We start from the raw sequence: 24,065 nt of genomic DNA on the forward strand, positions 1-24,065 counted from the left end.
ATCGGTTCTTCATTTACGCAGAAGGCGTTTATTCTCGAAGTATAGCGTCTAACTAAAGCCTCTCCACCTGTCCCTTTCCTTCAACATCAAACATGACGATTGCTTCTTTGTAGATCTATCATTTGACCATCAGCAAAACAATGAACGCCTTGAAATTGATTGACTTGAGCGGCCCATTCAAGTTCATGCCCATACCCCTGATCAACCATGAGACGGCCAAGTCGTGACCTGCGCAAAACAGATAACGGTGTGTTCTTATAACTGTCATAAAACATATACGCAGACAACGCCGCATCTGTCATCCGCCAAGTCATGCCAGCCTGAATGCATTCATATAAAAAACACCCTGCTCCATAAAAGTCTTCGAGCGCAAATGTGCCACCGGAACCGGCACAAACCAATAGAATTGTCTTGTCTTTATGATCATCAGCCATGTGCTGGGCTAACCTTTGGGCATTTAACAATGAACCGATATAAATATGGTCCGCCTGCTGTGACTTTCGAATCGCCACCGTGCCATTCGTCGTTGACAGAACCAGTCGCTGCCCCTCGATTTTGTCCTTTAAATCAGTCGGACTTGGATCTAAAAATCCATCAACGGTGCGTCCGTTGAATTCTCCGGCAATCATTTTAATATCCCTTTCAGCAGCTAATCGGTGTGCTTCCGTGTCATTTAAGGCAGGAATAACTTCTTTTGCACCATGTTCCATCACAGTAACCATTGTCGTTGTGGCTAGCAGGACATCAAAGACAACCGCTATTTTTCCCTCTAACAGGTCAGGGTCCAGTGCCTCTTTGTTCGGTATGAGATGAATTTTGCCTGCCATCTATAATTGACCCTTTTCAGCCGTATGGTTCGCATGATCAATTAAACGATGGACAAAGTCACCCATCCCGGCAAAACGCGCATCTTGTGTCTGACCTTTTTTCCAACGATAGTAGATCTGCTGACAAATCACGGCTAATTTAAAATAAGCGAATGTTAAATAATAGTTCATATGACTGGCGTCGCGGCCTGTTTTCTTAGCATACGTTTCGACTAATTCACGTCGGGACAAGAAGCCGGAACGAACGGTAATCGGTTCATGACCGAAGCCATATCGCAAAAAGTCAGGATCACCGGGTTCCACCCAATAGCTTAAGGTACAGGCCAAATCAGCTAACGGATCCCCTACAGTGGCCATTTCCCAATCAAAAATCCCGACCATATGCTTCAGATCCTTATCGAACATAACATTATTAAACTTATAGTCATAGTGAATCATCGCTGGTTTCTGAGACTCAGGCAGATGGTCAACTAACCATCGTTTAAGCGCCTCTTCACCTTTGACATTATCCGTCTTTGACTTGTCGTAGCGCTTGATCCACCCGTGAATCTGGCGTTCCAAAAATCCGTCTGGATGGCCAATGTTATCTAATCCTGATTCACCCAAATCGATTGAATGGAGTTCCGCCAAACTAGAAATAAACGTTTTTGATAGGTGACGACCCTGTTCAGAGGTTAACTGCGCCCCATCCTCGACCGCATCTAAAACAACGCCGCGGCGACGTTCCATAATAAAAAACGGACGGCCGATGATGGATGCATCATCACAATAGACGAACGGTTCGGGTGCCAATGGATAGACCGAATGCAAGTGACTGAGCACTCGAAATTCGCGGCCCATATCATGAGCCTTAGGGGCCACTTGTCCGAGCGGCGGCCGTCTTAGGACTCCTTCCCAGCGGCCTATCTTTAGTAAATAGGTGAGATTAGAGCGGCCGGAGGCAAATTGTCGAATTTCAAGTGGCTCTCCATCTAAGGCAAAGTGATCACGGAGATAAGCTTCCAATTTGGCGGTGTCGAGTTCTTCCCCTTCTCTCACTTGAATGATGTCTGATTGCATCATACGATCCCCCCCTATACCGTTTCCCGGGAACGTTGATACGGGATTAACTGGTTTTTTAGCGACTCAGGCATAGATTCGCTTTCCTGTGTATCAAAGTTAAAGTAAACGAGAACAGCCTCTCCTTCTACAACGGTCTCCCCTGTCTCTTTACGGTAGATCCGGTGAACCAAGGTAAAACTTTTCGTTCCGATGCGTCTAATGTTTGTCGTGACGTTAAGCCGATCGTTAAAATAGGACTGACCCACGAAGTCAAGATTCATGTGAACGACGACAAACTTCCAATCGCTAATGGTCATGGCAGTCCCGAGTGATTCCAAGAATTCGATTCTTGCCTGTTCGAGATAAATATAATAGCTTACATTATTCACATGACCGATAGCATCCGTTTCTACAAAACGAACTTTCAATTCTGTTTCATGTTGCACCCATCATTCCTCCTTTTGATTGATTATCAATCTTAATTTGGCGGGATTATCGTCTGGATCGGCGGGATTATCACCCTATTTAGCGAGATTCCCTTCTGATTTGGCGAGATACTCTCTACATCGCATGCGTGCCGCCATCAATGGTCAATACATGACCGGTCACATAGTCAGACGCCTTGGAAGCGAGATAAACGACGGCCCCTTTAACATCATCATCGTTGCCGAGCCGACCCAGCGGTGTGTAATCGAGTAGTTTATCCTTACCTTGTTCAATCACGACTTTGGTCATTTTGGTCGGAAAAAATCCGGGTGCAATCGTATTGACATGGACATTATTTTTCGCTAATTTGACGGCAAAATCTTTGGTCATGGCGACGACAGCGCCTTTACTCGCATGGTAACCGACGGCATTCAACACCTCTGGATCCGTCCCAAGCAATCCGGCGATCGATGCAATGTTAATGATCTTGCCACCACCCTGGTCAACCATGCGCTTGCCCGCAGCTTGTGTCATTAAGAAGGTTCCTGTCGCATTGACATTCATGACTTTTTGCCAAGCGTCGAGCGGCATTTCGAGCGCGGGTGCGCCCCATGAAGCTCCGCTATTATTAACAAGAATATCAACGGAACCGAGCTCATCAACCGTCGTCTGAACCACGTGTTCTACCGCATCCGGATCTGTAACATCACACGCTAAGGCGATTGATTTCACATTAAGCGCTTTCAATTTTTCGCTAACGCCAACGCAGGCTTCTAATTTCCGTGAACAGACAACGACGTTAGCACCCGCTTCAGCAAGAGCGATAGCCATTTGTTCGCCAAGCCCTCTGCCTCCACCCGTCACAATCGCATTCCTTCCTGAAAGGTTAAACAACTCATTAATATGCATCCTAGCTCCCCCTCTAATTTTAATACATAAACATTTTTGACTATTTCATGACTGTATGAACCTGTTCATTTCGCATCATACTGACCGGTTGGTTAATGTTATTTTATTATATATTTTTGCAATTTTCAATGCCTCAATGGGGCAACTGATTCTAAAACAATCTAAAAAGAAGCACCCGTAGATGCTTCTCTTTTGGCTGGTCATCTCCTTATGTATGCGTTGCTCAAGAATCCGATGACACTTGCTCTTTAAAATGTTTAAGCTTTTCGATGGTTTCTTCGACCAAACGCTGCAAATTATCGACATTCGGTTGGTCTTTTTTGGCCTCCGCGATTAATGGATACAAACTTTCTTCAATATTCGTATAGTCGTCTGGGTATCGTTCCTCGACCTGTTTTTCAATCCGATCCCAGTTTTCTTCAATCTTTTTTCCCTTTGCATTGATTTGACTATACGCCTGTGGGGACGTTTCGATTGTTTGCTTTAATTCTTGAACAATCGTAAGAACTGTTTCTGTTCCTTTGACCAGATCAACTTTTTTGCCTTCATTGACAGAATTGTCCACGGGTTGTGCTTCTTTAGATTGACTTTGAACCTCACCGGAATTCTCATCACGTTGATCCGAGCTACAACCTGCTATAACGCCCACAATCAGCAATAATGATAACATTAGAAAGGATAATTTTCTCATCAAGCTACCTCCTTTTGTTTTGTTATCATTTTTTCCCTAATTTGATGATTTAAACGTGACAATCATTACAAAAAATGTGACCCTATATACCACCATTTTTCTGTTATAATAGACCGAAAGAGTTCGAAATTCCCACCTCTTTTAAAAAAACTAGGGAGATTGTGAAGCATGAAGATACAAACACCTCCCCTTTAACTTTTAAGGGGGGAGTTTGCTGTTTTCTTGGCTTCCAATCCGATTGGAGTCGAAAAACTTATGTACCAAATACCAGAAAAGGCCCAGCAGCTGGGGGCGGATATCCAACGTGATGAGTTGAAATATCACCAAAAACGCGTGGCTGTGACCAAGACCTTTACGTTTGATGCCGCACACCACTTGCATGCTTACGAAGGCAAGTGTAAGAACATGCACGGTCATACTTATGAGGTCGTGCTCACAATGAGTGGTTATACAAATGATATCGGCATGGTCATCGATTTTGGTGAGTTAAAGCAGTTATACCAAGCAGCTATCGCCAACCGGTTAGACCACCGATATCTGAATGAAGCTCTACCACCCATGAATACAACCGCAGAAAACATAGTTGTGTGGATGTGGGAGACGATGGCGTTGGAGATTGAAAAGTCAGGGCCTGCAACCAACGGCTTACGTTTAGAAGAAGTCACTCTGTATGAGACACCCACAAGCTCGGCAACAATCAAAAGAGAATGGATGATGGATCATGCCTAAAACAATGACAGAATGGCAATTGCCCGTCTCATCAGAATATCTTCAGTGGAAACTACCCATGGTGGAAATCTTTGAAACGATCGAAGGTGAAGGCACAGGACAAGGCTTTCCGACAGTGTTTGTTAGGATGTTTCATTGCAATCTCAGATGCAGTTGGTGTGATACCCCTTATAGTTACGCACCGGATAAGCCTGAATATGAGGCGACGATTGCGGAGATTATTGAACGGATCAGCCAGTTTTCCAGTCAACGCATTTGTTTTACCGGCGGCGAGCCACTGATCCATCGTGAAAAGTCAGCTGCCCTTCTGCAAGCTATGGCGGACCTTGATCATATTCAAGATATTCATATTGAAACCAATGGCGCCATCGACTTAACCCCTTATGAACATATGCGGCATACCAATGCTCACATCAATGAAAAAGTTCGATTTGTGATGGACTACAAACTCCCAGACTCTGGTGAAACAAGCAAAATGATCCACACCAATTTTGATCTGCTCACAGACATTGATGAAGTGAAGTTTGTCATTGGTAGTGATGAAGATTTTAGTTATACGAAGCAAATCATTGACCAATATCATGGGTACGGACAAGTACTGCTAAGTCCGGTTTGGGACACTATGCATCCGCAAACTTTAGTACAAAAGATGCTAGCTGAACCTATGCCCAATGCCAAACTCAGCATGCAAATGCACAAAGTGATCTGGCATCCGGACACACGCGGCGTATAATCAAATTTTCGAGGGCCTTATCATGTCAATATACTGGGGTGATAGGGGCCTATTTTCATTTCTTTGAACCTAGAAGATTATTTGGAGTATAGAACTCACACTTCAACCTTCGAAAATCCTTTTCATTCCAGGTTATGACGTTTAAACCACTGCCCTGGGCCTTTTTAGCAAGATAGGCATCAATAAAGTCAACATTGTTATCCGCGAAATCGTTTAGAGCATTAATGATCCAGGGTTCCTCCACTTCCACCCCATCTGACTGTAGAAATTCTATTAAGGTATCCGCTATTTCCCTCTTTGAGACTTTATAATAAGACTCTAAAACCCAACACGATTCAGCCACAATCATTGACGGGACATAGAACGATAGAACCCCTTTCTCAACTTCCTGCACGAGCTGCTCGGCTTGTTTAAAAAGTTTGTTTGGATCTCCTGTTAACAATCTAATAATAATATTGGTATCAATGGCTAACTTTTGTTTCACTGGCGGTTCTCCTCATCTAGATCCTTTAATAAATTGGCTTCTGCCATCTTTTTATAGACCACGTCCTTTGATTCGCTAGAAATAGTGGATTGGTTTGTCTGCAGCTTACCAACGACATCTTTCAGTGACTTTTTTTTCACAGTCTGAATATTATATAGGGCACTCCCTTCATGAACAAATTGAATGCGGTCCCCTTCTTCTAGATTTAATTCTTTACGTATTTCAGCTGGAATGGTGACCTGCCCCTTACTTGTAATCCGTCCTGAGATATGATAATCACCCATTGCTATTACCTCCCTCTGATGTATTACAATTATATAGTATTACTTAAGGTAATACAAACAATAACTCTCACTTTTTCAACTTAAATAAAAAGGATGCTCCAAAGCCATCTTGGCCATGGAACATCCTCTGTCGCCCTCGGAAAATCCCTAAAAAATGCTGAATATCACTATCCTGAATGAACAGAATTCCTTTCAATAACCTCATACGGAATCATCATACGTTTTGGTTCCGTTTCAGGATCAGTAATCTTCTCTATTAAACAGTTAACCGCTTCAAAGCCAAGACTAAAAATATTAATACCTACAGAGGTCAGGGATGGGGTCGACAATTCTGCCAGCATGACATTGTTAAAGCTAACAACAGACATGTCGTGTGGAACGTCAACCCCCATTTCATTTAAAGCATTCAATATGCCAAGAGCCATTAAATCATCGGTAACAACAAGCCCTGTTGGAGGCTCAGAAATGGATAGCAATTGATTAACGGCCTGCCGTCCGCCTTCTTCTAGAAATTCACCATGAACAACATAATCACCGTTATAACTCAGTCCGGATCGTTCAATCGCCTTTTGATAACCCTGTAAACGGTCCACTGTTACCACGAGATCAAGGTCGCCTCCGACAAATCCGATTTGCCGATGCCCCCTCTGAATCAAATACTCCGTAGCTTGTTTGGCCGCTCCAATATTGTCATTGTCTACATGAGTAATGCCCTCGACATTTTGATATGGCTTTCCAATCACCACAAATGGAAGATCGCTCTCCTGTAAATAAGCCATAATTTGATCATTCACACGTGAGTACAGAAGGATAATCCCATCCACACGCCGACCTTGTACCATGTCGATAACACCGTCTAATATCTCTTGTTCTGAATTGCCCGTTGTCATGTAAAGAGCAAACTGATGATCGTGGGCTTTCGCACTAATGCCACGAATGACCTCCGGGAAGAACGGATTTTGAAATGTCTTATTCCCTGAACTCGGCATGACAACACCGATAGCCTGTGTATTCTGATTAGCAAGGCTTCTCGCACTAAAATTTGGATGGTAACCCAGCTTGTTCATGGCTTCCCTTACTTTAGTTTTTGTTGCCTCACTGATTCTAGGATTGTTTGCGATGACTCTTGAAACAGTTGATGGTGCAACATTTGCTGTTTTTGCGACATCCTTAATAGTAACTCCCATGCAGTGCTCCCCCTCAGATCGAAAGTGACACGATTATCTATGTGCTATTCTAAAAGTTGTTGTATTGGTTTTATTGTCAAATGTCAGTTCACTTTCATTCATGTGGGAACCATTATAAAAAATATTGGCTATTGTTAGCTGATGAATCTCAAACAATAGTTCCTTCCATGCTGGTTGAAAGCGATCTATCCTTTTATTCACATCTATTTTAACTGAATTTTCCTCAAAACAACAATCAATATCTAGCCCTATGGAAAGACCATCTTGATAACCAAAGGTTTCTCCATCATCATCATATAGTGTATAACTTAAATCCTCACCCGTGGAAGGATAAATATGAAACTTGATTTGTTGATCCGCAACATTCGCTGATGACTTAATGTCCCCATGAGGTACAATTGAACCCGCTTTGATAAAGATTGGAAGTGTGTCTAAGTTCGCTTCTATTAACCAATGTTGGCCGCCTTCGTATTGACGATCCGTCCAGTAATCATACCACTGACCTTTAGGTAAATAGACAACCCGATGATTCGTATCAGGCTTTAATACTGGTGCAATAATAACCGTGCTTCCGATCATAAATTGATCAGAAAGATTATACGTGTTCTCATCCTGCGGATATTCCATGAATAAGGGGCGCATCACGGGAATGCCTGTTTCACTCGTTTTCTGGAATAAGGTATACAAATGCGGCAGCCATTTGTAACGCAACTCAATATACTTTTTAATAATAGATTCGTATTTGTCTCCAAAAGACCACGGCTCTTGTCTGGCAAAATCAAGAGCACTGTGATTCCGGAAATACGGTGTGAAAGCACCGAACTGCGTCCACCGCGCTAACAGCTCACCTGATGAGTCATGGGCGAACCCTCCAACATCAGGACCGGCAAAAGCAACACCAGATAGTCCCAGATTCATGCACATGGGCAATGCCATTGACAAATGCTCCCAAAAGCTGCGATTATCTCCCGTCCAAACAGCCGCATACCGTTGGACCCCAGCATAACCAGCACGTGTTAATAGAAACGGGCGATGGCCAGACAAAAGCGATTTCATCCCATGATAAGTTGCCTCACCCATGTATAAACCATAGACGTTGTGCAATTCTCGATGCGTCTTCAAATCACCATCGTTATTGTGCATCACCTTAACATCCATCGTTTTCGTTTCATTGAAAACAGCAGGTTCATTCATGTCATTCCATATACCTTCAATGCCTAAGTCCGTATAAAATTGATGTTTCTGACCCCACCATCGTCGAACAGCTTGATTCGTAAAATCAGGAAAAGCACTGTTCCCCGGCCAAACATCTCCAAAAAAGATACGACCATCAAGATACTTGCAGAATAGATCCCCTAGTATACCTTCTTGGTAAAGACCATATTCAGGATCTTCTTTGACACCTGGATCCACGATGGGAACCGTCCGGATTCCTTTTTCTTTCAAATCTTGAACGAGTTTTTTCGGATCAGGAAATCGGTCGTTATCAAACGTAAAGACGCGATAGCCATCCATGTAGTGAATGTCTAAATGAATGGCATCAAGTGGAATGCCTTTTTCTATAAAAGAATCAGCCAATTCACGAACTTCTGCTTCCGTCTTATAGCTATAGCGTGACTGGTGATAACCAAGGGCCCATTTAGGCGGAATCGGCATTTTTCCCGTTAAATCGGTATATTGCTCAAGAACATCTTTGGGTGTCCGACCGGCTAAAATGTAATAGTCGATGTCACCCCCCTCAGCTGAAAAGGAATACTCATCCGCTTTGCTTTTCATATCAAAAACCGACTTGAAGGTATTATCAAAAAAGATACCATGAGCTTGACCGTCACGAAGCGTCATAAAGTAGGGAATCGATTGATAAAGCGCATTAGTCTCAGGATTATGCGGTGCATACACATCCGTATTCCACATCGTATATTTCTCATCGCGTTTATCCAGAAAACCCGCCTTTTCACCAAAACCGTAAAAGTGGTCGTCAGGATTCATTTCTTTAAAGCAAATGACCTTCCCCTTTTCATTAAAGGCCATTCCCTTATCATTTTCTATGACAAGTGGACGATCATTAACGTCGTAAGCTGAGATTCTCAGCGGATATTTGTCTATCGTTAGTTTCAATTCATCACTAACTACAGTCAATGCATTCTGCATGTCCTGAACAACAGGTATCACGTCTTCAGGTTGTTTGACAAGCGCTAAACTGCTCTGCATTGATGGTGTCGCGAAAGGATTCATAACAATGCGTACAATATCATGCCGGTAAAAGCGGATGGTCACATACCCTCGTTCACAAATGATATGAACATCATTTTCTTCTTGTTTAAAGTTATTAATGTTGCCAATGTCTTGATATTGACTTGGCATTTCTTTTTTATTGCCTGGATGGATCGCAAAACTTGTGTCTTCCATTATTGTCTCCACTCCTGTCTATTTATCTCTTTAAATAGTGGTCATATCATTGGACTATCCCTTTGTCCCCCCAGCTGTCAGGCCGGAGATTAAATATCTTTGTAATGATAAAAATAACAACCCAATGGGAATGGCGATTAGCACAGAACCTGCCGCAAATTTCGTGAATTCAGCACCGAAATCATCGGCAACTAATGCATAAAGCCCCACGGCAAGCGTGTATTTTGATTCAGTTGATAAAATAATCCCCGCAAGAATGAAATCAGTAAACGGTGTAATAAAACTAAACAATGCAACAACAGCAAGAATGGGCTTCGCAAGTGGCAAAACAATTTGCCAAAAGATCCTTAAATGACCGGCACCGTCCATTCTTGCCGACTCGTCCAATTCCTTCGGGATCGTATCAAAATAGCCCTTGGCAAGCCATGTGTTCATCGGCAGCAAACCGCCGACATAGAGCAAAATCAGTGCAAAGTGCGTATCAAGTAAGCCAGTGACTAATGCCAGGACATAAATGGCAATTAAAGCTGCGAAGTTCGGAATCATTTGTAGAATCAAAAAAGTCATTAATCCGTATTTACGACCGTGAAAGCGATACCTGGAGAAAGCATAAGCCATTAAGGCAATCATTGTTACCGCTACAACCATCGTAATGATACAGATTTTCAACGTGTTCCAGTACCAAAGCAAGTAATTGCTTTTTTCAGTATTAAACAGTTCTATATAGTGTTTAAAAGTTGCATCACTCGGTATCATTGAAGCACCTGACAAACTGTTTCCGGGATTCAGTGACGATCCTATAATCCATAACACAGGGTATAAGACGATCGCAATCACCACGAGAATAGTCATATAAGAAAGTGTCAGTCGAATGAATTTTTGCGTTTTCATATTCATATTACATCATATCCTCTTCTTGGAATGACTTCGTTCGCTTAAACTGCCAAAGAGCGATCGATATGACAATCACTGAAAGAACCATCGTGATAGCAGCCGCCTTTGCATATTGGGCGGATTCTAATGTCAATGAATAGATCCAAGAAATTAAAATATCGGTTGATCCAGCAGTTGAGCCTGGAATAGCAGGTCCACCACCGTTAAATAAGAAGATGACATTAAAGTTATTAAAATTAAACGTATATTGTGTAATAATGATTGGCGCTGTTGCAAACAAGATCATAGGCAACGTGATGTTGCGAAATTTGTGCCACAACGAAGCACCATCCATCGTTGCTGCTTCATACAGTTCATCCGGAATGGACTGCAGTACACCTGTTGTCATTGCAAAAATAAATGGAAAGCCAAGCCATGTTTGAATCATAATCAACGCAACCTTCGTCCAGAACGGATCCAGCAACCATTCAATTGGACCAATGCCTAAAGGTTCCAGAAGTTGGTTGTTTATGGCCCCGAACGTACCGTTAAACATCCCGGCAAAGACAAGGATTGAGACAAACGCCGGAATCGCCCAAGGTAAAATAAAAAGGGTCCGGATCGGTTTCTTGAACTTCAAATCCTTTTGATTCATCAGTACTGCCAAGAAAATGCCAACCGCAACTTGAAGTGTTGTTGCACACAAAGTCCAAATAATGGTCCATGCAAACACATCCACAAACGTTTGCCGCCAAAGATCAAGTCCGAAAATGTCAATAAAGTTTTGAAAACCGACCCAATCGACTAGATTTCCTGGTGGTGTGTGATATAAATCATAGTTTGTAAATGAAAGAAGCACCACAAAAAGAATCGGAAAGATAATCACAAAAATCAGTAATAAAAAACCTGGTGACAACATGAGGTAAGGAAAGCCAGTATCAACAACATTTCTGTATTGTTCTTTAAGCGACCCTAACCTCATTTTCAAATCCCGTTTCTTACCGTTCTTGAAGGCATCAATTAAATTAATGGCATAGACACCCAGCCCTAAAATGATAACAATAAGAGCAATAATTCCTTTAACTAATAGAAAAATGGAATGATCTCGTGGCGTTTCTACACCTAAAGTAACGATTCCCCATAAGCCGATATTAATGATATCGTGGAACGCTACAAAAAAGGATAATGCCAATATAAGGAATATGAACCCTTTAACAAACTGACGATTATAAAATTGTCCAAGGCCCGGAATAACCGACAATGCTAATGCAGATTTTCGATGTCTCGTATTGGTCTTTTCTAGTCCCATCGAACTACGAGCTCCCTTCTGCCTTCATTTTGACGATAAATAAAACATTTAAAGTGGGAAGCAGTATCTCGTGGACGATGAGACACTGCCATTCACTTTCAATGCATTACTTCATTGCTTTAATTTTTGTTTTGATTTGTTTCACTGCTTGATCAAGCGCTGACTCAGGCTCCTGTTTACCCGTCGCAACCAATTGAAGTGCGGATGCCATTGGTGACCAAACTTGACTCATTGCCGGAATATTTGGTGTTGGAATACCTCGTTTTGCTTGTACGAAAACTGCTTTTGCTTCTTCATTGTCTTGAATAAGTGGGTCGTTGATGAGTGATTTTATGGGTGGAATTTCACCTGTTTTTTTATAACGAATCTTTGCATTTTCCTTATTAGTTATCCATTTTACGAGTTTTGTTGACCATTCCTTATGCTTTGAGTAGGCACTGACATGCCAACCCTTAACACCGATAAACGTTTCAGGATATTCACCATTAGGCAGCTTTGGAAGCGGAGAAGCCCCGTATTCAATCCCGGCATCTTCCAGCGCTTGGAATGCCCAAGGTCCATCCATTTTTGAGGCTACCTTTCCATTAGTAAATAGCCCGTTCATCGTTGAACCACCGCTTTTTCCAATAATACCTTTTGGGAATAAACCTGACTCATACCACTTTTCAATATATTTTGTGCCTTTGATAGCACCCTTGTTGTTAATACCTAGATCAGTCTTGTCTAATGTACCGTCATTGTTTTTAAACGTATATCCACCAAATCCACCTGTTATAGCATGAGAATAGTAATAATTATCCCAAAGTGCTAAGAAACCATATTTCCCGTTTTTCGTGAATTCCTTAGAGAATTGCCACAACTCTTCGAAAGTTTCCGGCGCTTTGTCCATGTATTTTTTGTTATAAACAAATATTGGCGTCTCGACCGCTTTTGGCAAGCCGTATAATTGACCCTTGAAAGTCAATGCTGTAATTGAAGACTTTGTAAATTTGTCAATGACTGATTGCTCGACATCAATGGGTTCTAGCAAACCTTGAACAGCTAGAGCACCAATTTGATCGTGCGGCAGTGTTAGTACATCTGGCCCTTTTCCTGCCGGTCCATCAAGCCGAAGATCCTTCTTAATATCAATCATTGGAAATTCTTTATATTCAACTTCAATGCCGTATTTTTCTTCAAAACTCGCAATTGCTGGTTCTAAAGCGACGCCTCGATCTTCATCTTCCCAAACAACAAGTTTTTCAGGTTTTGTTGCTTCACCTGAATCTTTTGAACTCTTAGACTTGTCACTGTCTTCACTCGTGCCGCCTGACCCCGATTCGCCCGGTCCACATGCCGCAAGAACACCCATCAACATCACAAGGATTAATAGCAATGAAGCTATTTTTTTCACTTTGACCCCTCCATAAAATAATAATTAATGCAATCGTTTGCGCCACTCTCAAAAAAAAGAGAATGAAACCGTTTGCACTCTTAATTATAAATGCCTCTTTTTAATTGCGCAACCGTTTTCGTTATTTTTCATAAAATTTATTGACCTTCATTTTTGAAGTGTTAGAATGAATATTAATTAAAGGGCAATGCTTTGGTATTTTTACAACAACCCCGTTTTCCGAAACAGGATAAGGGTTGTTTTTTTGTGCGTCAAAGAAGGGAGAAGATTCAAATGTTAAAAGAAGCGATTGATCACCGCCCAAAGAATAACTTTGCTTACGCTTATGATGATGAAACCTTGCACATCCGCCTCCAAACAAAAAAGAACGATATCGATCATGTATCGTTAATTCATGGAGACCCTTACAATTGGAAAGACGAAAAATGGCAAACGTCCAAAACAGCCATGGAGCGGATTGCCTCCGACCACTTGTTTGACTACTGGTTTGTTGAGATCAAACCTTCCTATCGCCGTATGCGTTACGGATTTGAGATTGTAGACGAAAATGAAACGGTTGTTTTTACTGAGAAAGGATTCTATAAGGAAGCGCCAAGTCACACTGGATTTTACTTCTGCTTTCCATTCTTAAATGCGATTGACGTTTTTCAGGCTCCTGATTGGGTAAAGGACACGGTTTGGTATCAAATATTCCCAGAACGGTTCGCCAACGGGGATGCCTCCATCAATCCAGAAGGAACTTTAGAATGGGGAAGCAAAAAGCCGGGACAAAACAATTTTTTCGGCGGAGACTTTGAAGGCGTGATTGAACATCTTGATTACCTAACCGAACTTGGCATTAGCGGCATTTATTTCACACCGATCTTCAAAGCCTATTCCAACCACAAATACGATACCATCGACTACATGGAAATCGATCCGCAATTCGGTGATAAGAAAACGTTCAAGCGTCTGGTTCAAAAATGCCATGACAGGGGGATCCGTGTCATGTTGGATGCGGTGTTTAACCATAGTGGTTATTATTTCTCTCCATTTCAAGATGTCCTTGAAAAAGGTCAAGATTCCAAGTATACCGACTGGTTCCACCTTTGGGAATTTCCGGTACAAACTGAGCCGAAACCCAACTATGACACGTTTGCGTTCGAACCTAACATGCCAAAGCTCAACACGGAGAACCCGGAGGTCAAGGAATATTTACTGAATGTCGCAAAATATTGGATCGAAGAATTTGACATTGACGGGTGGCGGCTTGATGTTGCTAACGAAGTAGATCATCAATTTTGGCGTGACTTTCGGAAGGTTGTTAAGTCCGTTAAAGATGATGTCTATATTCTCGGCGAAATTTGGCACGACTCCATGCCGTGGCTGCACGGTGATCAATTTGATGCGGTGATGAATTACCCATTTACGACAGCCGCCCTAGAATATTTGGCAAAAGACGAACGGAAAGCTGAAGCCTTCGCCGATGAAATCTCTCACGTGCTTAATGCTTATCCTGAAAACGTTAATGAAGTCGCTTTTAATTTGCTCGGAAGCCATGACACCCCTCGAGTATTAACAGAGTGCGGCGGAAATAAGGATAAGGCAAAATTACTCTATTTGTTACAACTTTCTTTTGCCGGCACTCCTTGTATTTATTACGGCGACGAAATAGGTATGAGCGGCGGAGGAGACCCGGGATGCAGGGCATGCATGATCTGGGAAGAAGATAATCAAGATCGTGAATTATTCGAGTTTTTTAAAAGACTGATTTCACTGCGAAAAACGGAAAAGGCTTTTGGTAACAGCGGTAGTCTACGTTTTATCGAAACAAATGACACCACAAACCACATCCTTTTCTCCAAAAGTTATGAAAGCGAAACGATTCTGATTGCTGTTAACAATTTGAATCAAACATTGAACGTTGCTATCCCGAACGAATTCAACGGGAGAAACATCAAGAACCTTTGGACTGGCGTTGCCTTGTCGTCAGAAGTCAGTTCCTTAGAAATAAGTCCTTATGGCTTTGCAATGGTGAAAATCCAATAATTTATATTAGGCATCGGTTAACAACCGATGCCTTTTGAAGGAAGCCTCATTTCAAGGCTCCCTTTTTATAATCGGTGCGTCTGCTCTAAGATCAAAGCGAACAACGGATGATCTTGAGGTAATTGCGTGATATCAGCTAGCGTTGCTTCCAGCCCTTGTTCTTCAATGCTTGCTTGCAATTGAACCGCTTCTGGATCCTCACTATAGTCATATTGTAAGGCCGCGGCAATGCCTGTTGCTAAGTAGGTTACAGAGGATTCTTGGTTAATATCCAGTAGCTGCCTAGCTGGGCTAACCAAACGCTCATCATGGCCTAACTTTCGGATCGGCGTACGAGCAACCCTCGTGACCTCATCAGAGATATTGGGGTTACGGAACCGCTCAATAATTTTTTGCACGTACGCTTCATGTTCCGTACGATTAAAGCCATGCTTCTGTATGAGGAGCTCACCGGTTTCACTAAGAGCACACTCGACGCTCTCTCTTATAGAAGGTGTTTCAATCGCTTCTTTAATCGTTGATAAGCCTTTGGCATAGCCAAGATAGGCGGTGATCGCGTGCCCGGTATTCACCGTGAACAATTTACGTTCAATATACGGCTGTAAATCATCAACGTAAGTGATACCTTTCACGTCCGGTGCTTCACCCACTATCCCACTTTGATCAACGACCCATTCATAAAAGGGTTCAACCGCGACATCAATGCCTGCACTAGATTGCATGGGAACAATGCGATCAACCGCGGCATTGGGAAAACCAAATGGCTCGTCCCATGTATCCGGTTCAACTGATAGGTGTTCCTTGACAGCCGCCTTAAGAGCATCCCCGCCGCCGACCATATTCTCACAGGCAATCAAATTAAGTGGTGCAGCATGGGTAGATAACCGGCGATCCAGGCCTTCAGCAATCACGTCACTAATGATGGGTAAGACATTTGGCCCCACAGCCGTTGTGACAATATCGGCCTGCGCCATTTGTTCAACAACCTGTTGTCTTTCAGAGTTCGTATTCAAAGCCGTGACATGATCGATGGTTTCTGTTGTCTGTTCCTCACCCGCTAAAATGACGTTGTAGCTTTGTTCAGTCTTTAGCTGATTCACCACGTCATCATTGATATCAACAAAATAGACTTGATACCGGGATTGCGCCAGTAAAGCGCCGATAAAGCCTCGACCAATATTTCCAGCTCCAAAGTGGATTGCTTTCATTAGTCCTCACCCAAATCGAACAAAGAAAGAACGTCCTCTTTAGATGCGGCATTGACGATTTTGTTAACCTGATCCTGATCAGCCACAACTAAGGCAATTTTTTGTAGAATTTCAAGGTGTTCATTCCCTTTGCCCGCAATGCCGATAATAAGATGCGCTGTCTGTCCACCCCAATCGACACCCTTAGGAACCGTTACAATCGACAAACCTGATTCCTTAACAAAATCTTTAGCTTCATCCGTTCCATGTGGGATGGCGACCCCATTCCCCATAAAAGTTGAGACGGAGGCTTCACGTTGATACATCTCGTCAACATAAGACGTTTCGACATAACCGTTATCGACAAGCACTTGTCCGGCAAACTGAATGGCCTCATCTTTACTTGCAAAACTTTGATCTATATGGATGTTACTTTCTGACAGAATATTATTCATATGTCAATCTCCTTTGTGCTTATTGCATTCTTTCTATTAAATACTGACGAAATCGCCCCGATAACAAATCATGAATGGTCTTTTCAGTACCTGTTTCAAAGTCATTGGTGATCGATTCACTCTCAATCATTAATGCACTGATTAAACTGAGCAACTCAAGCCCTGTCTCTGAAAAGTCATCAGGTGATAATAGCAGCAATACCCTGTGAACAGCCTGCGAGCTCCCATCCATGGCTTGCACCGTTAATGGATGTTCCAATGCATAAATCGTAAAAGAAGGTTCGACAACTGCATCATTTCTTGCATGATATAAAGCTAACGTCGTTCCTGGAATGCCTAAACCACCTTGGCTTTCCCGTCGTTTGAGCTTGCGGACAATGGTTTCAGGCGTGGTAATTGCCCCTTTTTGAGCCAATGACTGACAGGCTTCCAGTAAAACCTCATGTGTGGTTTGTTTTCCGTCAATGGCCATCAATTGAAAGTGCTTCATGACCTTCATAATAACCGTTGAAGCTTCCTTAACGTTTTGAAAAAAGTTCAAATCAGCCTTTGTTTCCTCGCCATCCATTAGCTGCGTTTCCGTTGTTAACGTTTCACTTTTCTTCACTTCATATTGATGTTGGTTCATCGCGGCATGAATCTTTTGTGTATCTTCCTCAGTTAGGAACGGATTAACCAATATATACTCACTTTCTTCTATAGGAAGCGGAATCGTCGATATGATAACGTCAAAATGATGGACATCAATATGATTTAAGTCAAATAAGGAAGCGTTCTGTAACTGTTCAATCTCCGGAAAATCTTTCCGAATTCTGGTTGCTAACATTTTAGAAGAGCCGATACCACTTGAACAAATCGTCAATGCGCTTAGAGATTGGGCCGGACGTTGATACTCAAGAACGGAACCGATGTGCATCACCAAAAAGCCAATTTCTGCATCCGGGATATCTATATCAGGAAATAAATGATCCATACTTTCCTTGACAAGGATAAACAGTGTTGCATAGTCTTCCTTGACTTTGCCTAGCAATGGATTATCAATGCGCAGATGCTGCTGAATTCGATATAAAGCTCGCTCCAAATGAACAACCAACCCTTTGAAAAGGGAAGGGTCCGTTGATAATTCTGTACCCGTCTGTTTCTCCATCGCTTTGATTAACTGTTTGACCTTTGTCGCCACTTCCATATTTGTATCTTCAAGTACGAAAGCCTGGTCGTTGCGTAACTTAGCCCCTCGTAAATGCATGGTAATAAAGCCAATTTCTTCATCAGGCACTTTAATGTTGAATTGCTCCTCAACCCTGTCAGCTAATTCTTGGGCATAAGCATACTCTTCCGATGCCTGTAAAATTTGAAGAGTTTCCGGGTCAAACGCGATCTCTTCCCCCTGTATCAATCGCTCTATCGCCAAAGCAAGATGGACAGTTAATCCGATAAATGCGCTATCTGCGATTTTGTAAGGGAACTTGGCAACCAATTGTTCAGTAATCGCCTCAACTGTTCGTAAGCGTTGTTCATGAACAAGTCCCAGCAGCCGGTTGGATATAAGATTTTGGCGATGCGTCACTTTATCTTGAAGATTTTGTTTCACAACCGAGACAAATGTTGATTCATCAATATTGTTGACTAACAGTTGACTTAAAGCTCGCCGCCTTGCCCGCTCACTGCCTTCGACCTTGACACCATAGCCACGTTTACGAATTAACTCAAGTCCCAATGACGTCAACCATGTTTCCAGTTCATCAAGATCATGACTCACCGTTGCTACTGTCACCTTTAAATCATGAGATAACGCATGAAGCTTAACCGGTTCATGGGCATCCAATAGCTCACACAGCATATAGGCGCGACGTTCTTTTGGTGTGTATTCCACACCAGCCATCTCATCAAGAGATGATAATAGCCGTCTTTTTTGTTCATCGGCCCCTTCAATACGAACGCCTGTCCCTGACTTTTTAGTGAGTGACAATTCATAGGCATTTAGTAAGGTGTCCAAAGCTTGCAAATCTCTATGAACGGTCCGTGTACTCACCTCTAATTGAGCAGCCAGATCATGAACCGGTATTGCTTCATTATGAGTTAGGATCACTTCGATCAATTGTCGTTCTCGTGCAGATACATACATGTCGCATCCATCCCTGCTCCAGGATGTTTCCCTATTTATTCCTCATCCTTCTTTAATTGTTCCATCAATTCATCATATTTTGGACTACTTAAGAAGTTTTCTACAGATACATGTTGCGCATCTGGTAACTTTTCTTTGGCACGCTCCGTTAGATCTTGATGCGTCACAACCAAATCAGCATCATTTGGCAGCTGGTTAATGGCTGTATTTGTTACTTCAACTGAAAGCCCGGCTTTTTTCACCTTGTCTTTTAGAAGCGATGCGCCCATGGCACTCGAACCCATACCGGCGTCACAAGCAAACACAATTTTATCAATGTGATCCGCGGTAACTTCGGATGACTCCTGCTTAAGGGTATCGCCGACACTGCTTTCCTTGCCTTTCATTTCTTCCATTTTCTTCGTTGCTTCAGACAAATCTTCTTCATTATCGTCATCTTTGCTCCTCTTTAAAATGAAGCTAGAGACAACAAAGGAAACAACCGCCGATACAATGACGCCCACAATAACCCCAATAAAATTGCCTTTAGGGGTCATCAACAATAATGCAATAATACTCCCTGGCGATGGAACAGCTGTAAGACCAGCATCAAACAAACTAAAGGTAAATACGCCGCTGACACCACCCAAGATGACTGAAAGAATCAACGCAGGCTTCATCAAAACGTATGGGAAGTAAATTTCATGAACCCCACCGATAAGGTGAATGAACGCTGCTCCCGGTGCCGAAGATTTAGCAGATCCTTTCCCTGCAAACCAAAAAGCAAGCAAAATGCCCAGTCCGGGACCTGGATTGGGTTCTAAAAGATATAAGATAGACTTACCCGTTTCTGCTGCTTGCTCAGCTGCAATCGGAACTAACACACCGTGATTAATCGCATTATTTAAGAATAAGACTTTCGCGGGTTCAATAAATATACTGGCAAGTGGTAATAAGCCAGCATCTAAAATGAGTTGAACCCCTTGTTCTAAGATTGCACTTAGGCCTTCAATAACCGGCCCAATGGCTAGAAAACCTAGTATGGTCAAAATTCCGCCGAGAATCCCAGCTGAAAAATTATTGACGAGCATTTCTAACCCTTGTTTTATTTTACCCTCGATCGCATCATCGAATTTCTTAATCACATAACCGCCAAGCGGCCCCATAATCATGCCGCCTAAGAGCATAGGCATATCCGCACCAGCAACCACACCAATGGTGGCTAAGGCACCGACGACGCCGCCTCTAACATCGTGAATGATTTTACCGCCAGTGTAACCAATTAACAAAGGCAATAAATAATTGATCATTGGATCAACCAATTCTGCCAGATGCTCATTAGGGAACCATCCACTTGGAATGAATAAGGCAGTAATCAGTCCCCAAGCAATAAACGCACCGATGTTCGGCATCACCATACCACTTAAGTAACTGCCAAAACGTTGCACTTTGGCTTTGACACCTTTATTACTTCCGCTGTTCGTCCCAGCGGTTGCCGTTTCTTGTGACATTCTTCATCCCCCTCTTACATGTCTTTCTCACTGATTCGACAATAAGTATAATCACTCTTATTATGTTAAATCCTAGTACCGATTATCACAATAAAGACTTAATCGCCTTTCGTCATAAGCATTGTTGACAAAACTTAATAGATGAATAAACAAAAAAAAAACTGCCGCCAAAAAGGCGACAGTCATATCTATGCTTTATTTATTATCTGCTTTTTTATCTCTTGTATAATCATAGTCATCCGGATTGACCGGTGTAAAACCTTTTAGATCATAGAAGCGAAGTAAGTCACCGTAGACAATTTTATCAGAGAATTTCAGTTCATCACGGGCAACCTTCCCAGCTGGCTGACATTGCTGCTTATCGACGACTTTACCTGTCGGATTCTCATAACACTTATCATCAATCGATGTGTAGTTAGGGGTAACAAAGTTACCATTACGGAACGGCACGATTTCTTGGTGATCAGGTGATAACAAGTCTGAACCTAAAGAAATATAATCATTGGTCTTAAGACCTAATAGATGAAGCACCGTCGGACGAACGTCAACTTCACCACCATATTGGTGAACAACATTCCCTTTCACACCCGGTACGTGTATGAATAGGGGTACACGCTGCAATTGGGCATTTTTATATGGGGTGATCGGATCACCCGTCACTTGTTTCATGGCTTGGTTGTGATTCGTTGAAATCCCATAGTGATCACCATACATCACCACAACCGTATGATCATACAAGCCTGATTCTTTTAAATAACCGAAGAACTGTTTTAAAGCTTGATCCATATAGTGGGCCGTCTGGAAATACCCATTAACAACACTGTCATTTGTCCCGGCAGAAGGGAAATTGACGTCACCCTTATCCAACTCGAATGGAAAGTGATTTGACAATGTTAAAAATTTAGCTTCAAACGGTTCTTTTAAATCTTTCAAATAAGGCATGGATTGTTTAAAGAACGGTTTATCCTTCATTCCATAATTAATAACATTCTCGTCACTCATATCGTAATAACTTGAATCAAAGAACTTTTGAATACCAAATGACTTATACATTTGATCACGGTTCCAGAATGTTTTGGAGTTACCGTGGAACGATGCCGTCGTATACCCATTTTGATTCAGAATGGCCGGTTGAGCTTGGTACGTATTTTGTGCTTTTTGCATCGACACCGCACCGCTCGGCAAAGGATATAATGAATTGGCCATCATAAACTCAGCATCAGATGTTTTTCCTTGTCCCACTTGATGGAAAAAGTTATCAAAATAAAATGTGTTCTGGTCATGGGTAAGATGATTTAAGAACGGTGTAACCTCTTGACCCTTAATTTTTTTACCTATAACAAAGTTCTGCAACGATTCCATCGAGATATATACCACATTCATATCTTTGGCGGCGCCAAAATATTGCTTAGATGGTTTCGTTTGATTAGCATCCACAAAGTTTTTGACTTCGGTCAAATCATTACTACTTGCCAACGCACGTTGAGTTGATGATTTAACACTCGTCACCGCATCATACAACTGATAATTATATTGACCTAGATATTTGACCAAATAAGTCCGGTCAAATGAACGCGTCAATAATTGCGGGCGGTCCGCTTCAGCAAAACCTAGGTTTGCTGCAAAAATAATGATAGCGGAGGCAAACACCAATCCGATTTTGCGTTTTTTTATAGGAGCAGTTTGGTGAGGTTGAACGGAACGGAAAACAACCAACAATATGAGAATGATTGTATCCAAGAAATAGAAAATATCTGCTCCATGCATAAGTGCAAAGGCACTATCCTTTAGCTCACCCGCATCATTAGGATGCATGATCGTCGGTAGCGTAATGAAGTCATTGAAAAAACGATAATAAGCAACATTGGCATATAATAAAAACGACATGACAAAGTCAATAACAATAATCGCCCAATATCGCTTTCTACCTTTGAAAAATAAAGCTATTCCTAAGAAAAATAATGCCGAGCTGATCGGATTAATCAATAAAAGAAATTTTTGAAGGGTATTCTCAATACCTAAGTTAAATTCAATTTGATAGACAATATAAGATTTTAACCAGAGTAAAACAACAGCTGTGTAGAAAAACAGCAATTTACGATCCAATAAAGCATTTTTTACTTTAGTTAACCAATTCAATTCTAATGACCTCCCAAACTATTGAAAACACTAGTCATTTATTTATATAGTAGGTCTTTGATTATCACATTTTATTATCATAACATATTTTCACATTTTGAAAACATCTTTTGATCATTTTTTTAAATCATTTTCCTTGAAAATCACACTTTGACTAACTAAAATATGTTTATTAACTATTTATTAGAAACGGGGTGACAAGAGGTGAAGACGAACCAATCCAATGACCCACTCATCGGCGCACTAGCAGCCGTCGGCGCTTATACCCTATGGGGAGTTATGCCGATTTACTGGAAATTAATCGATGCAGCATCTGCTCAGGAAGTACTCGGACACCGTATTGTTTGGTCCTTTGTCTTTATGATCGTTGTTCTACTTGTTAGTGGAAAACTGAAGCGTTTCTTTACTGACCTTCGAGCCATAGTCAAAACACCTAAAAAGCTGCTCATCATCACTGGAGCATCCATTGTGATCAGCATCAATTGGTATACTTATATTTGGGCTGTTGGCCATGATCACGTTGTTCAGGCAAGTCTTGGATATTATATTAATCCACTGATCAGCGTTCTATTGGGGGTATTATTTTTAAAAGAAAAGCTATCATTCTGGCAAATCATATCCTTTGTATTAGCTTTTATCGGAGTATTGATGATGACCATACAAGTCGGGGTCTTTCCTTGGGTTGCCCTTATGCTGGCCATGAGCTTCGGGCTTTATGGTCTATTGAAAAAACTTGTCAAAATGGGAGCAATGACAGGCTTAACGATCGAAACATTAATTATGACACCCGTTGCCTTATTGTACCTATTTTACATTGATACCAACGGAGGCGGTGCATTTACGTTCACTGAACCTAAGGTGGCGTTGTTATTAATTGGAGCAGGTATTATCACGGCGGTCCCTTTACTCCTATTTGCTACCGGAGCTAATCGTATTTCACTCGCGATGGTCGGATTTTTCCAATACATTGCCCCTACCATCATGCTTATTCTCGGGATTATCCTATATCACGAGCCGTTTAACCATGATCGATTGCTTTCTTTTATATTAATATGGGTATCACTGATCCTGTTCAGCCTTTCCCGGACAAGATGGCTTGTCCGTCTTGAAAATAAGTTATTTCGAAAACATTCAAACAGCTATGCTAAGTAAAGAAACGCAGAAGTCTCAGAGGCTTCTGCGTTTTTTCTAGGCTGTTTTATCAAAGATTGTTGTTATGCAGAAAAACTATAAAATACCAAATAAATAAGCTATGTTGATTGCCGTTCCTGGCAGTCACTCTCCGGAGCGGTTACTACGATGCACTTCGAGGTCAAAAAGCAACATCATTTACGAAAACAGCCTTT

General features: G+C 41.9%; 21 protein-coding genes. 4 read left to right on the forward strand and 17 right to left on the reverse strand.

The genetic code is table 11. From position 1 onward, the window contains the following. Positions 1-86: 86 nt before the first annotated feature. The 5 genes from B9Y89_RS18135 to B9Y89_RS18155 form a co-directional block, all read right to left on the reverse strand. Positions 87-827 (reverse strand): 2-phosphosulfolactate phosphatase, encoded by a 741-nt coding sequence (locus B9Y89_RS18135; RefSeq protein WP_085524580.1) that lies wholly within the window; start codon positions 825-827, stop codon positions 87-89. Continuing rightward, positions 828-1,889: a phosphotransferase family protein gene (locus B9Y89_RS18140; protein ID WP_085524581.1), complete on the reverse strand. Its 1,062-nt coding sequence runs from the start codon at positions 1,887-1,889 to the stop codon at positions 828-830. A gap of 11 nt (positions 1,890-1,900) precedes the next feature. Further along, positions 1,901-2,314: an acyl-CoA thioesterase gene (locus tag B9Y89_RS18145; RefSeq protein ID WP_085524582.1), complete on the reverse strand. Its 414-nt coding sequence runs from the start codon at positions 2,312-2,314 to the stop codon at positions 1,901-1,903. A gap of 115 nt (positions 2,315-2,429) precedes the next feature. Next, positions 2,430-3,203 (reverse strand): SDR family oxidoreductase, encoded by a 774-nt coding sequence (locus tag B9Y89_RS18150; RefSeq protein ID WP_085524583.1) that lies wholly within the window; start codon positions 3,201-3,203, stop codon positions 2,430-2,432. Between the two features lie 223 nt (positions 3,204-3,426). Continuing rightward, entirely contained in the window at positions 3,427-3,894 is a 468-nt protein-coding gene (locus B9Y89_RS18155) for a hypothetical protein (protein ID WP_085524584.1), read from the reverse strand. Positions 3,895-4,149: 255 nt separating this feature from the next. Here B9Y89_RS18155 and queD point away from each other — a divergent pair, with 255 nt between their 5' ends. Both queD and B9Y89_RS18165 read left to right on the forward strand, forming a co-directional pair. Further along, positions 4,150-4,623 carry a 6-carboxytetrahydropterin synthase QueD gene (queD, locus tag B9Y89_RS18160; RefSeq protein WP_085524805.1) on the forward strand — a complete coding sequence of 158 codons (474 nt, stop codon included), beginning with the start codon at positions 4,150-4,152 and terminating at the stop codon, positions 4,621-4,623. After that, complete coding sequence (locus B9Y89_RS18165) at positions 4,616-5,356, forward strand: 7-carboxy-7-deazaguanine synthase QueE (protein ID WP_254901291.1); 741 nt, start codon at positions 4,616-4,618, stop codon at positions 5,354-5,356. The genes queD and B9Y89_RS18165 overlap by 8 nt, the downstream gene beginning before the upstream one ends. A gap of 55 nt (positions 5,357-5,411) precedes the next feature. On the opposite strand, the gene B9Y89_RS18170 is transcribed toward B9Y89_RS18165, so the two are convergent. From B9Y89_RS18170 to B9Y89_RS18200, 7 genes are all read right to left on the reverse strand, one after another. Further along, positions 5,412-5,840 carry a PIN domain-containing protein gene (locus tag B9Y89_RS18170; protein ID WP_085524585.1) on the reverse strand — a complete coding sequence of 143 codons (429 nt, stop codon included), beginning with the start codon at positions 5,838-5,840 and terminating at the stop codon, positions 5,412-5,414. Continuing rightward, a complete protein-coding gene (locus B9Y89_RS18175) occupies positions 5,837-6,124 on the reverse strand; it encodes an AbrB/MazE/SpoVT family DNA-binding domain-containing protein (RefSeq protein WP_085524586.1) in 288 nt (95 codons plus the stop codon). The genes B9Y89_RS18170 and B9Y89_RS18175 overlap by 4 nt, the downstream gene beginning before the upstream one ends. Positions 6,125-6,291: 167 nt before the next feature. After that, positions 6,292-7,311: a LacI family DNA-binding transcriptional regulator gene (locus tag B9Y89_RS18180; protein ID WP_085524587.1), complete on the reverse strand. Its 1,020-nt coding sequence runs from the start codon at positions 7,309-7,311 to the stop codon at positions 6,292-6,294. 33 nt (positions 7,312-7,344) lie between these two features. Then, positions 7,345-9,720, reverse strand: coding sequence for a glycoside hydrolase family 31 protein (locus tag B9Y89_RS18185; protein ID WP_085524588.1), 2,376 nt, complete (start codon positions 9,718-9,720; stop codon positions 7,345-7,347). Positions 9,721-9,774: 54 nt separating this feature from the next. Continuing rightward, complete coding sequence (locus tag B9Y89_RS18190) at positions 9,775-10,617, reverse strand: sugar ABC transporter permease (RefSeq protein WP_085524589.1); 843 nt, start codon at positions 10,615-10,617, stop codon at positions 9,775-9,777. 1 nt (position 10,618) lies between these two features. Continuing rightward, complete coding sequence (locus tag B9Y89_RS18195; RefSeq protein ID WP_085524590.1) at positions 10,619-11,902, reverse strand: sugar ABC transporter permease; 1,284 nt, start codon at positions 11,900-11,902, stop codon at positions 10,619-10,621. A 106-nt stretch (positions 11,903-12,008) separates the two neighbouring features. Then, on the reverse strand, positions 12,009-13,295 hold the full coding sequence (locus B9Y89_RS18200; protein WP_085524591.1) for an extracellular solute-binding protein: 1,287 nt from the start codon (positions 13,293-13,295) through the stop codon (positions 12,009-12,011). A 273-nt stretch (positions 13,296-13,568) separates the two neighbouring features. Between B9Y89_RS18200 and B9Y89_RS18205 the strand changes: the two genes are divergently transcribed. After that, entirely contained in the window at positions 13,569-15,323 is a 1,755-nt protein-coding gene (locus B9Y89_RS18205; protein WP_085524592.1) for an alpha-glycosidase, read from the forward strand. 65 nt (positions 15,324-15,388) lie between these two features. Here B9Y89_RS18205 and B9Y89_RS18210 read toward each other — a convergent pair whose 3' ends face one another. The 5 genes from B9Y89_RS18210 to B9Y89_RS18230 all read right to left on the reverse strand — a co-directional run bounded on the left by B9Y89_RS18210 (position 15,389) and on the right by B9Y89_RS18230 (position 22,719). Continuing rightward, the gene (locus tag B9Y89_RS18210; protein ID WP_085524593.1) at positions 15,389-16,531 is read right to left on the reverse strand and encodes a mannitol-1-phosphate 5-dehydrogenase; all 1,143 of its coding nucleotides are present in this window, start codon (positions 16,529-16,531) and stop codon (positions 15,389-15,391) included. Continuing rightward, positions 16,531-16,965 (reverse strand): PTS mannitol transporter subunit IIA, encoded by a 435-nt coding sequence (locus B9Y89_RS18215; protein WP_085524594.1) that lies wholly within the window; start codon positions 16,963-16,965, stop codon positions 16,531-16,533. Before B9Y89_RS18215 ends, B9Y89_RS18210 begins: the two co-directional genes overlap by 1 nt. A gap of 19 nt (positions 16,966-16,984) precedes the next feature. Beyond that, on the reverse strand, positions 16,985-19,090 hold the full coding sequence (locus B9Y89_RS18220) for a BglG family transcription antiterminator (protein WP_085524595.1): 2,106 nt from the start codon (positions 19,088-19,090) through the stop codon (positions 16,985-16,987). Between the two features lie 35 nt (positions 19,091-19,125). After that, positions 19,126-20,580: a PTS mannitol transporter subunit IIBC gene (locus B9Y89_RS18225; RefSeq protein ID WP_085524596.1), complete on the reverse strand. Its 1,455-nt coding sequence runs from the start codon at positions 20,578-20,580 to the stop codon at positions 19,126-19,128. 195 nt (positions 20,581-20,775) lie between these two features. Beyond that, positions 20,776-22,719, reverse strand: a complete 1,944-nt coding sequence (locus tag B9Y89_RS18230; RefSeq protein WP_085524597.1) for a lipoteichoic acid synthase — start codon at positions 22,717-22,719, stop codon at positions 20,776-20,778. Positions 22,720-22,923: 204 nt separating this feature from the next. Between B9Y89_RS18230 and rarD the strand changes: the two genes are divergently transcribed. Continuing rightward, a complete protein-coding gene (gene rarD / locus B9Y89_RS18235; RefSeq protein ID WP_085524598.1) occupies positions 22,924-23,871 on the forward strand; it encodes an EamA family transporter RarD in 948 nt (315 codons plus the stop codon). Positions 23,872-24,065 lie beyond the last annotated feature (194 nt).

The organism is Tuberibacillus sp. Marseille-P3662, assembly GCF_900178005.1.
Taxonomy (GTDB): Bacteria; Bacillota; Bacilli; order Bacillales; family Sporolactobacillaceae; genus Marseille-P3662.

Excerpts from the sequence above, each read along its gene's own strand:
- B9Y89_RS18135 (WP_085524580.1), bottom strand. The coding sequence starts at position 827 with ATGGCAGGCAAAATTCATCTCATACCGAACAAAGAGGCACTGGACCCT.
- B9Y89_RS18140 (WP_085524581.1), bottom strand. The coding sequence starts at position 1,889 with ATGATGCAATCAGACATCATTCAAGTGAGAGAAGGGGAAGAACTCGAC.
- B9Y89_RS18150 (WP_085524583.1), bottom strand. The coding sequence starts at position 3,203 with ATGCATATTAATGAGTTGTTTAACCTTTCAGGAAGGAATGCGATTGTG.
- B9Y89_RS18155 (WP_085524584.1), bottom strand. The coding sequence starts at position 3,894 with ATGAGAAAATTATCCTTTCTAATGTTATCATTATTGCTGATTGTGGGC.
- queD (WP_085524805.1), top strand. The coding sequence starts at position 4,150 with ATGTACCAAATACCAGAAAAGGCCCAGCAGCTGGGGGCGGATATCCAA.
- B9Y89_RS18165 (WP_254901291.1), top strand. The coding sequence starts at position 4,616 with ATGCCTAAAACAATGACAGAATGGCAATTGCCCGTCTCATCAGAATAT.
- B9Y89_RS18175 (WP_085524586.1), bottom strand. The coding sequence starts at position 6,124 with ATGGGTGATTATCATATCTCAGGACGGATTACAAGTAAGGGGCAGGTC.
- B9Y89_RS18180 (WP_085524587.1), bottom strand. The coding sequence starts at position 7,311 with ATGGGAGTTACTATTAAGGATGTCGCAAAAACAGCAAATGTTGCACCA.
- B9Y89_RS18185 (WP_085524588.1), bottom strand. The coding sequence starts at position 9,720 with ATGGAAGACACAAGTTTTGCGATCCATCCAGGCAATAAAAAAGAAATG.
- B9Y89_RS18190 (WP_085524589.1), bottom strand. The coding sequence starts at position 10,617 with ATGAATATGAAAACGCAAAAATTCATTCGACTGACACTTTCTTATATG.
- B9Y89_RS18195 (WP_085524590.1), bottom strand. The coding sequence starts at position 11,902 with ATGGGACTAGAAAAGACCAATACGAGACATCGAAAATCTGCATTAGCA.
- B9Y89_RS18205 (WP_085524592.1), top strand. The coding sequence starts at position 13,569 with ATGTTAAAAGAAGCGATTGATCACCGCCCAAAGAATAACTTTGCTTAC.
- B9Y89_RS18210 (WP_085524593.1), bottom strand. The coding sequence starts at position 16,531 with ATGAAAGCAATCCACTTTGGAGCTGGAAATATTGGTCGAGGCTTTATC.
- B9Y89_RS18215 (WP_085524594.1), bottom strand. The coding sequence starts at position 16,965 with ATGAATAATATTCTGTCAGAAAGTAACATCCATATAGATCAAAGTTTT.
- B9Y89_RS18220 (WP_085524595.1), bottom strand. The coding sequence starts at position 19,090 with ATGTATGTATCTGCACGAGAACGACAATTGATCGAAGTGATCCTAACT.
- B9Y89_RS18225 (WP_085524596.1), bottom strand. The coding sequence starts at position 20,580 with ATGTCACAAGAAACGGCAACCGCTGGGACGAACAGCGGAAGTAATAAA.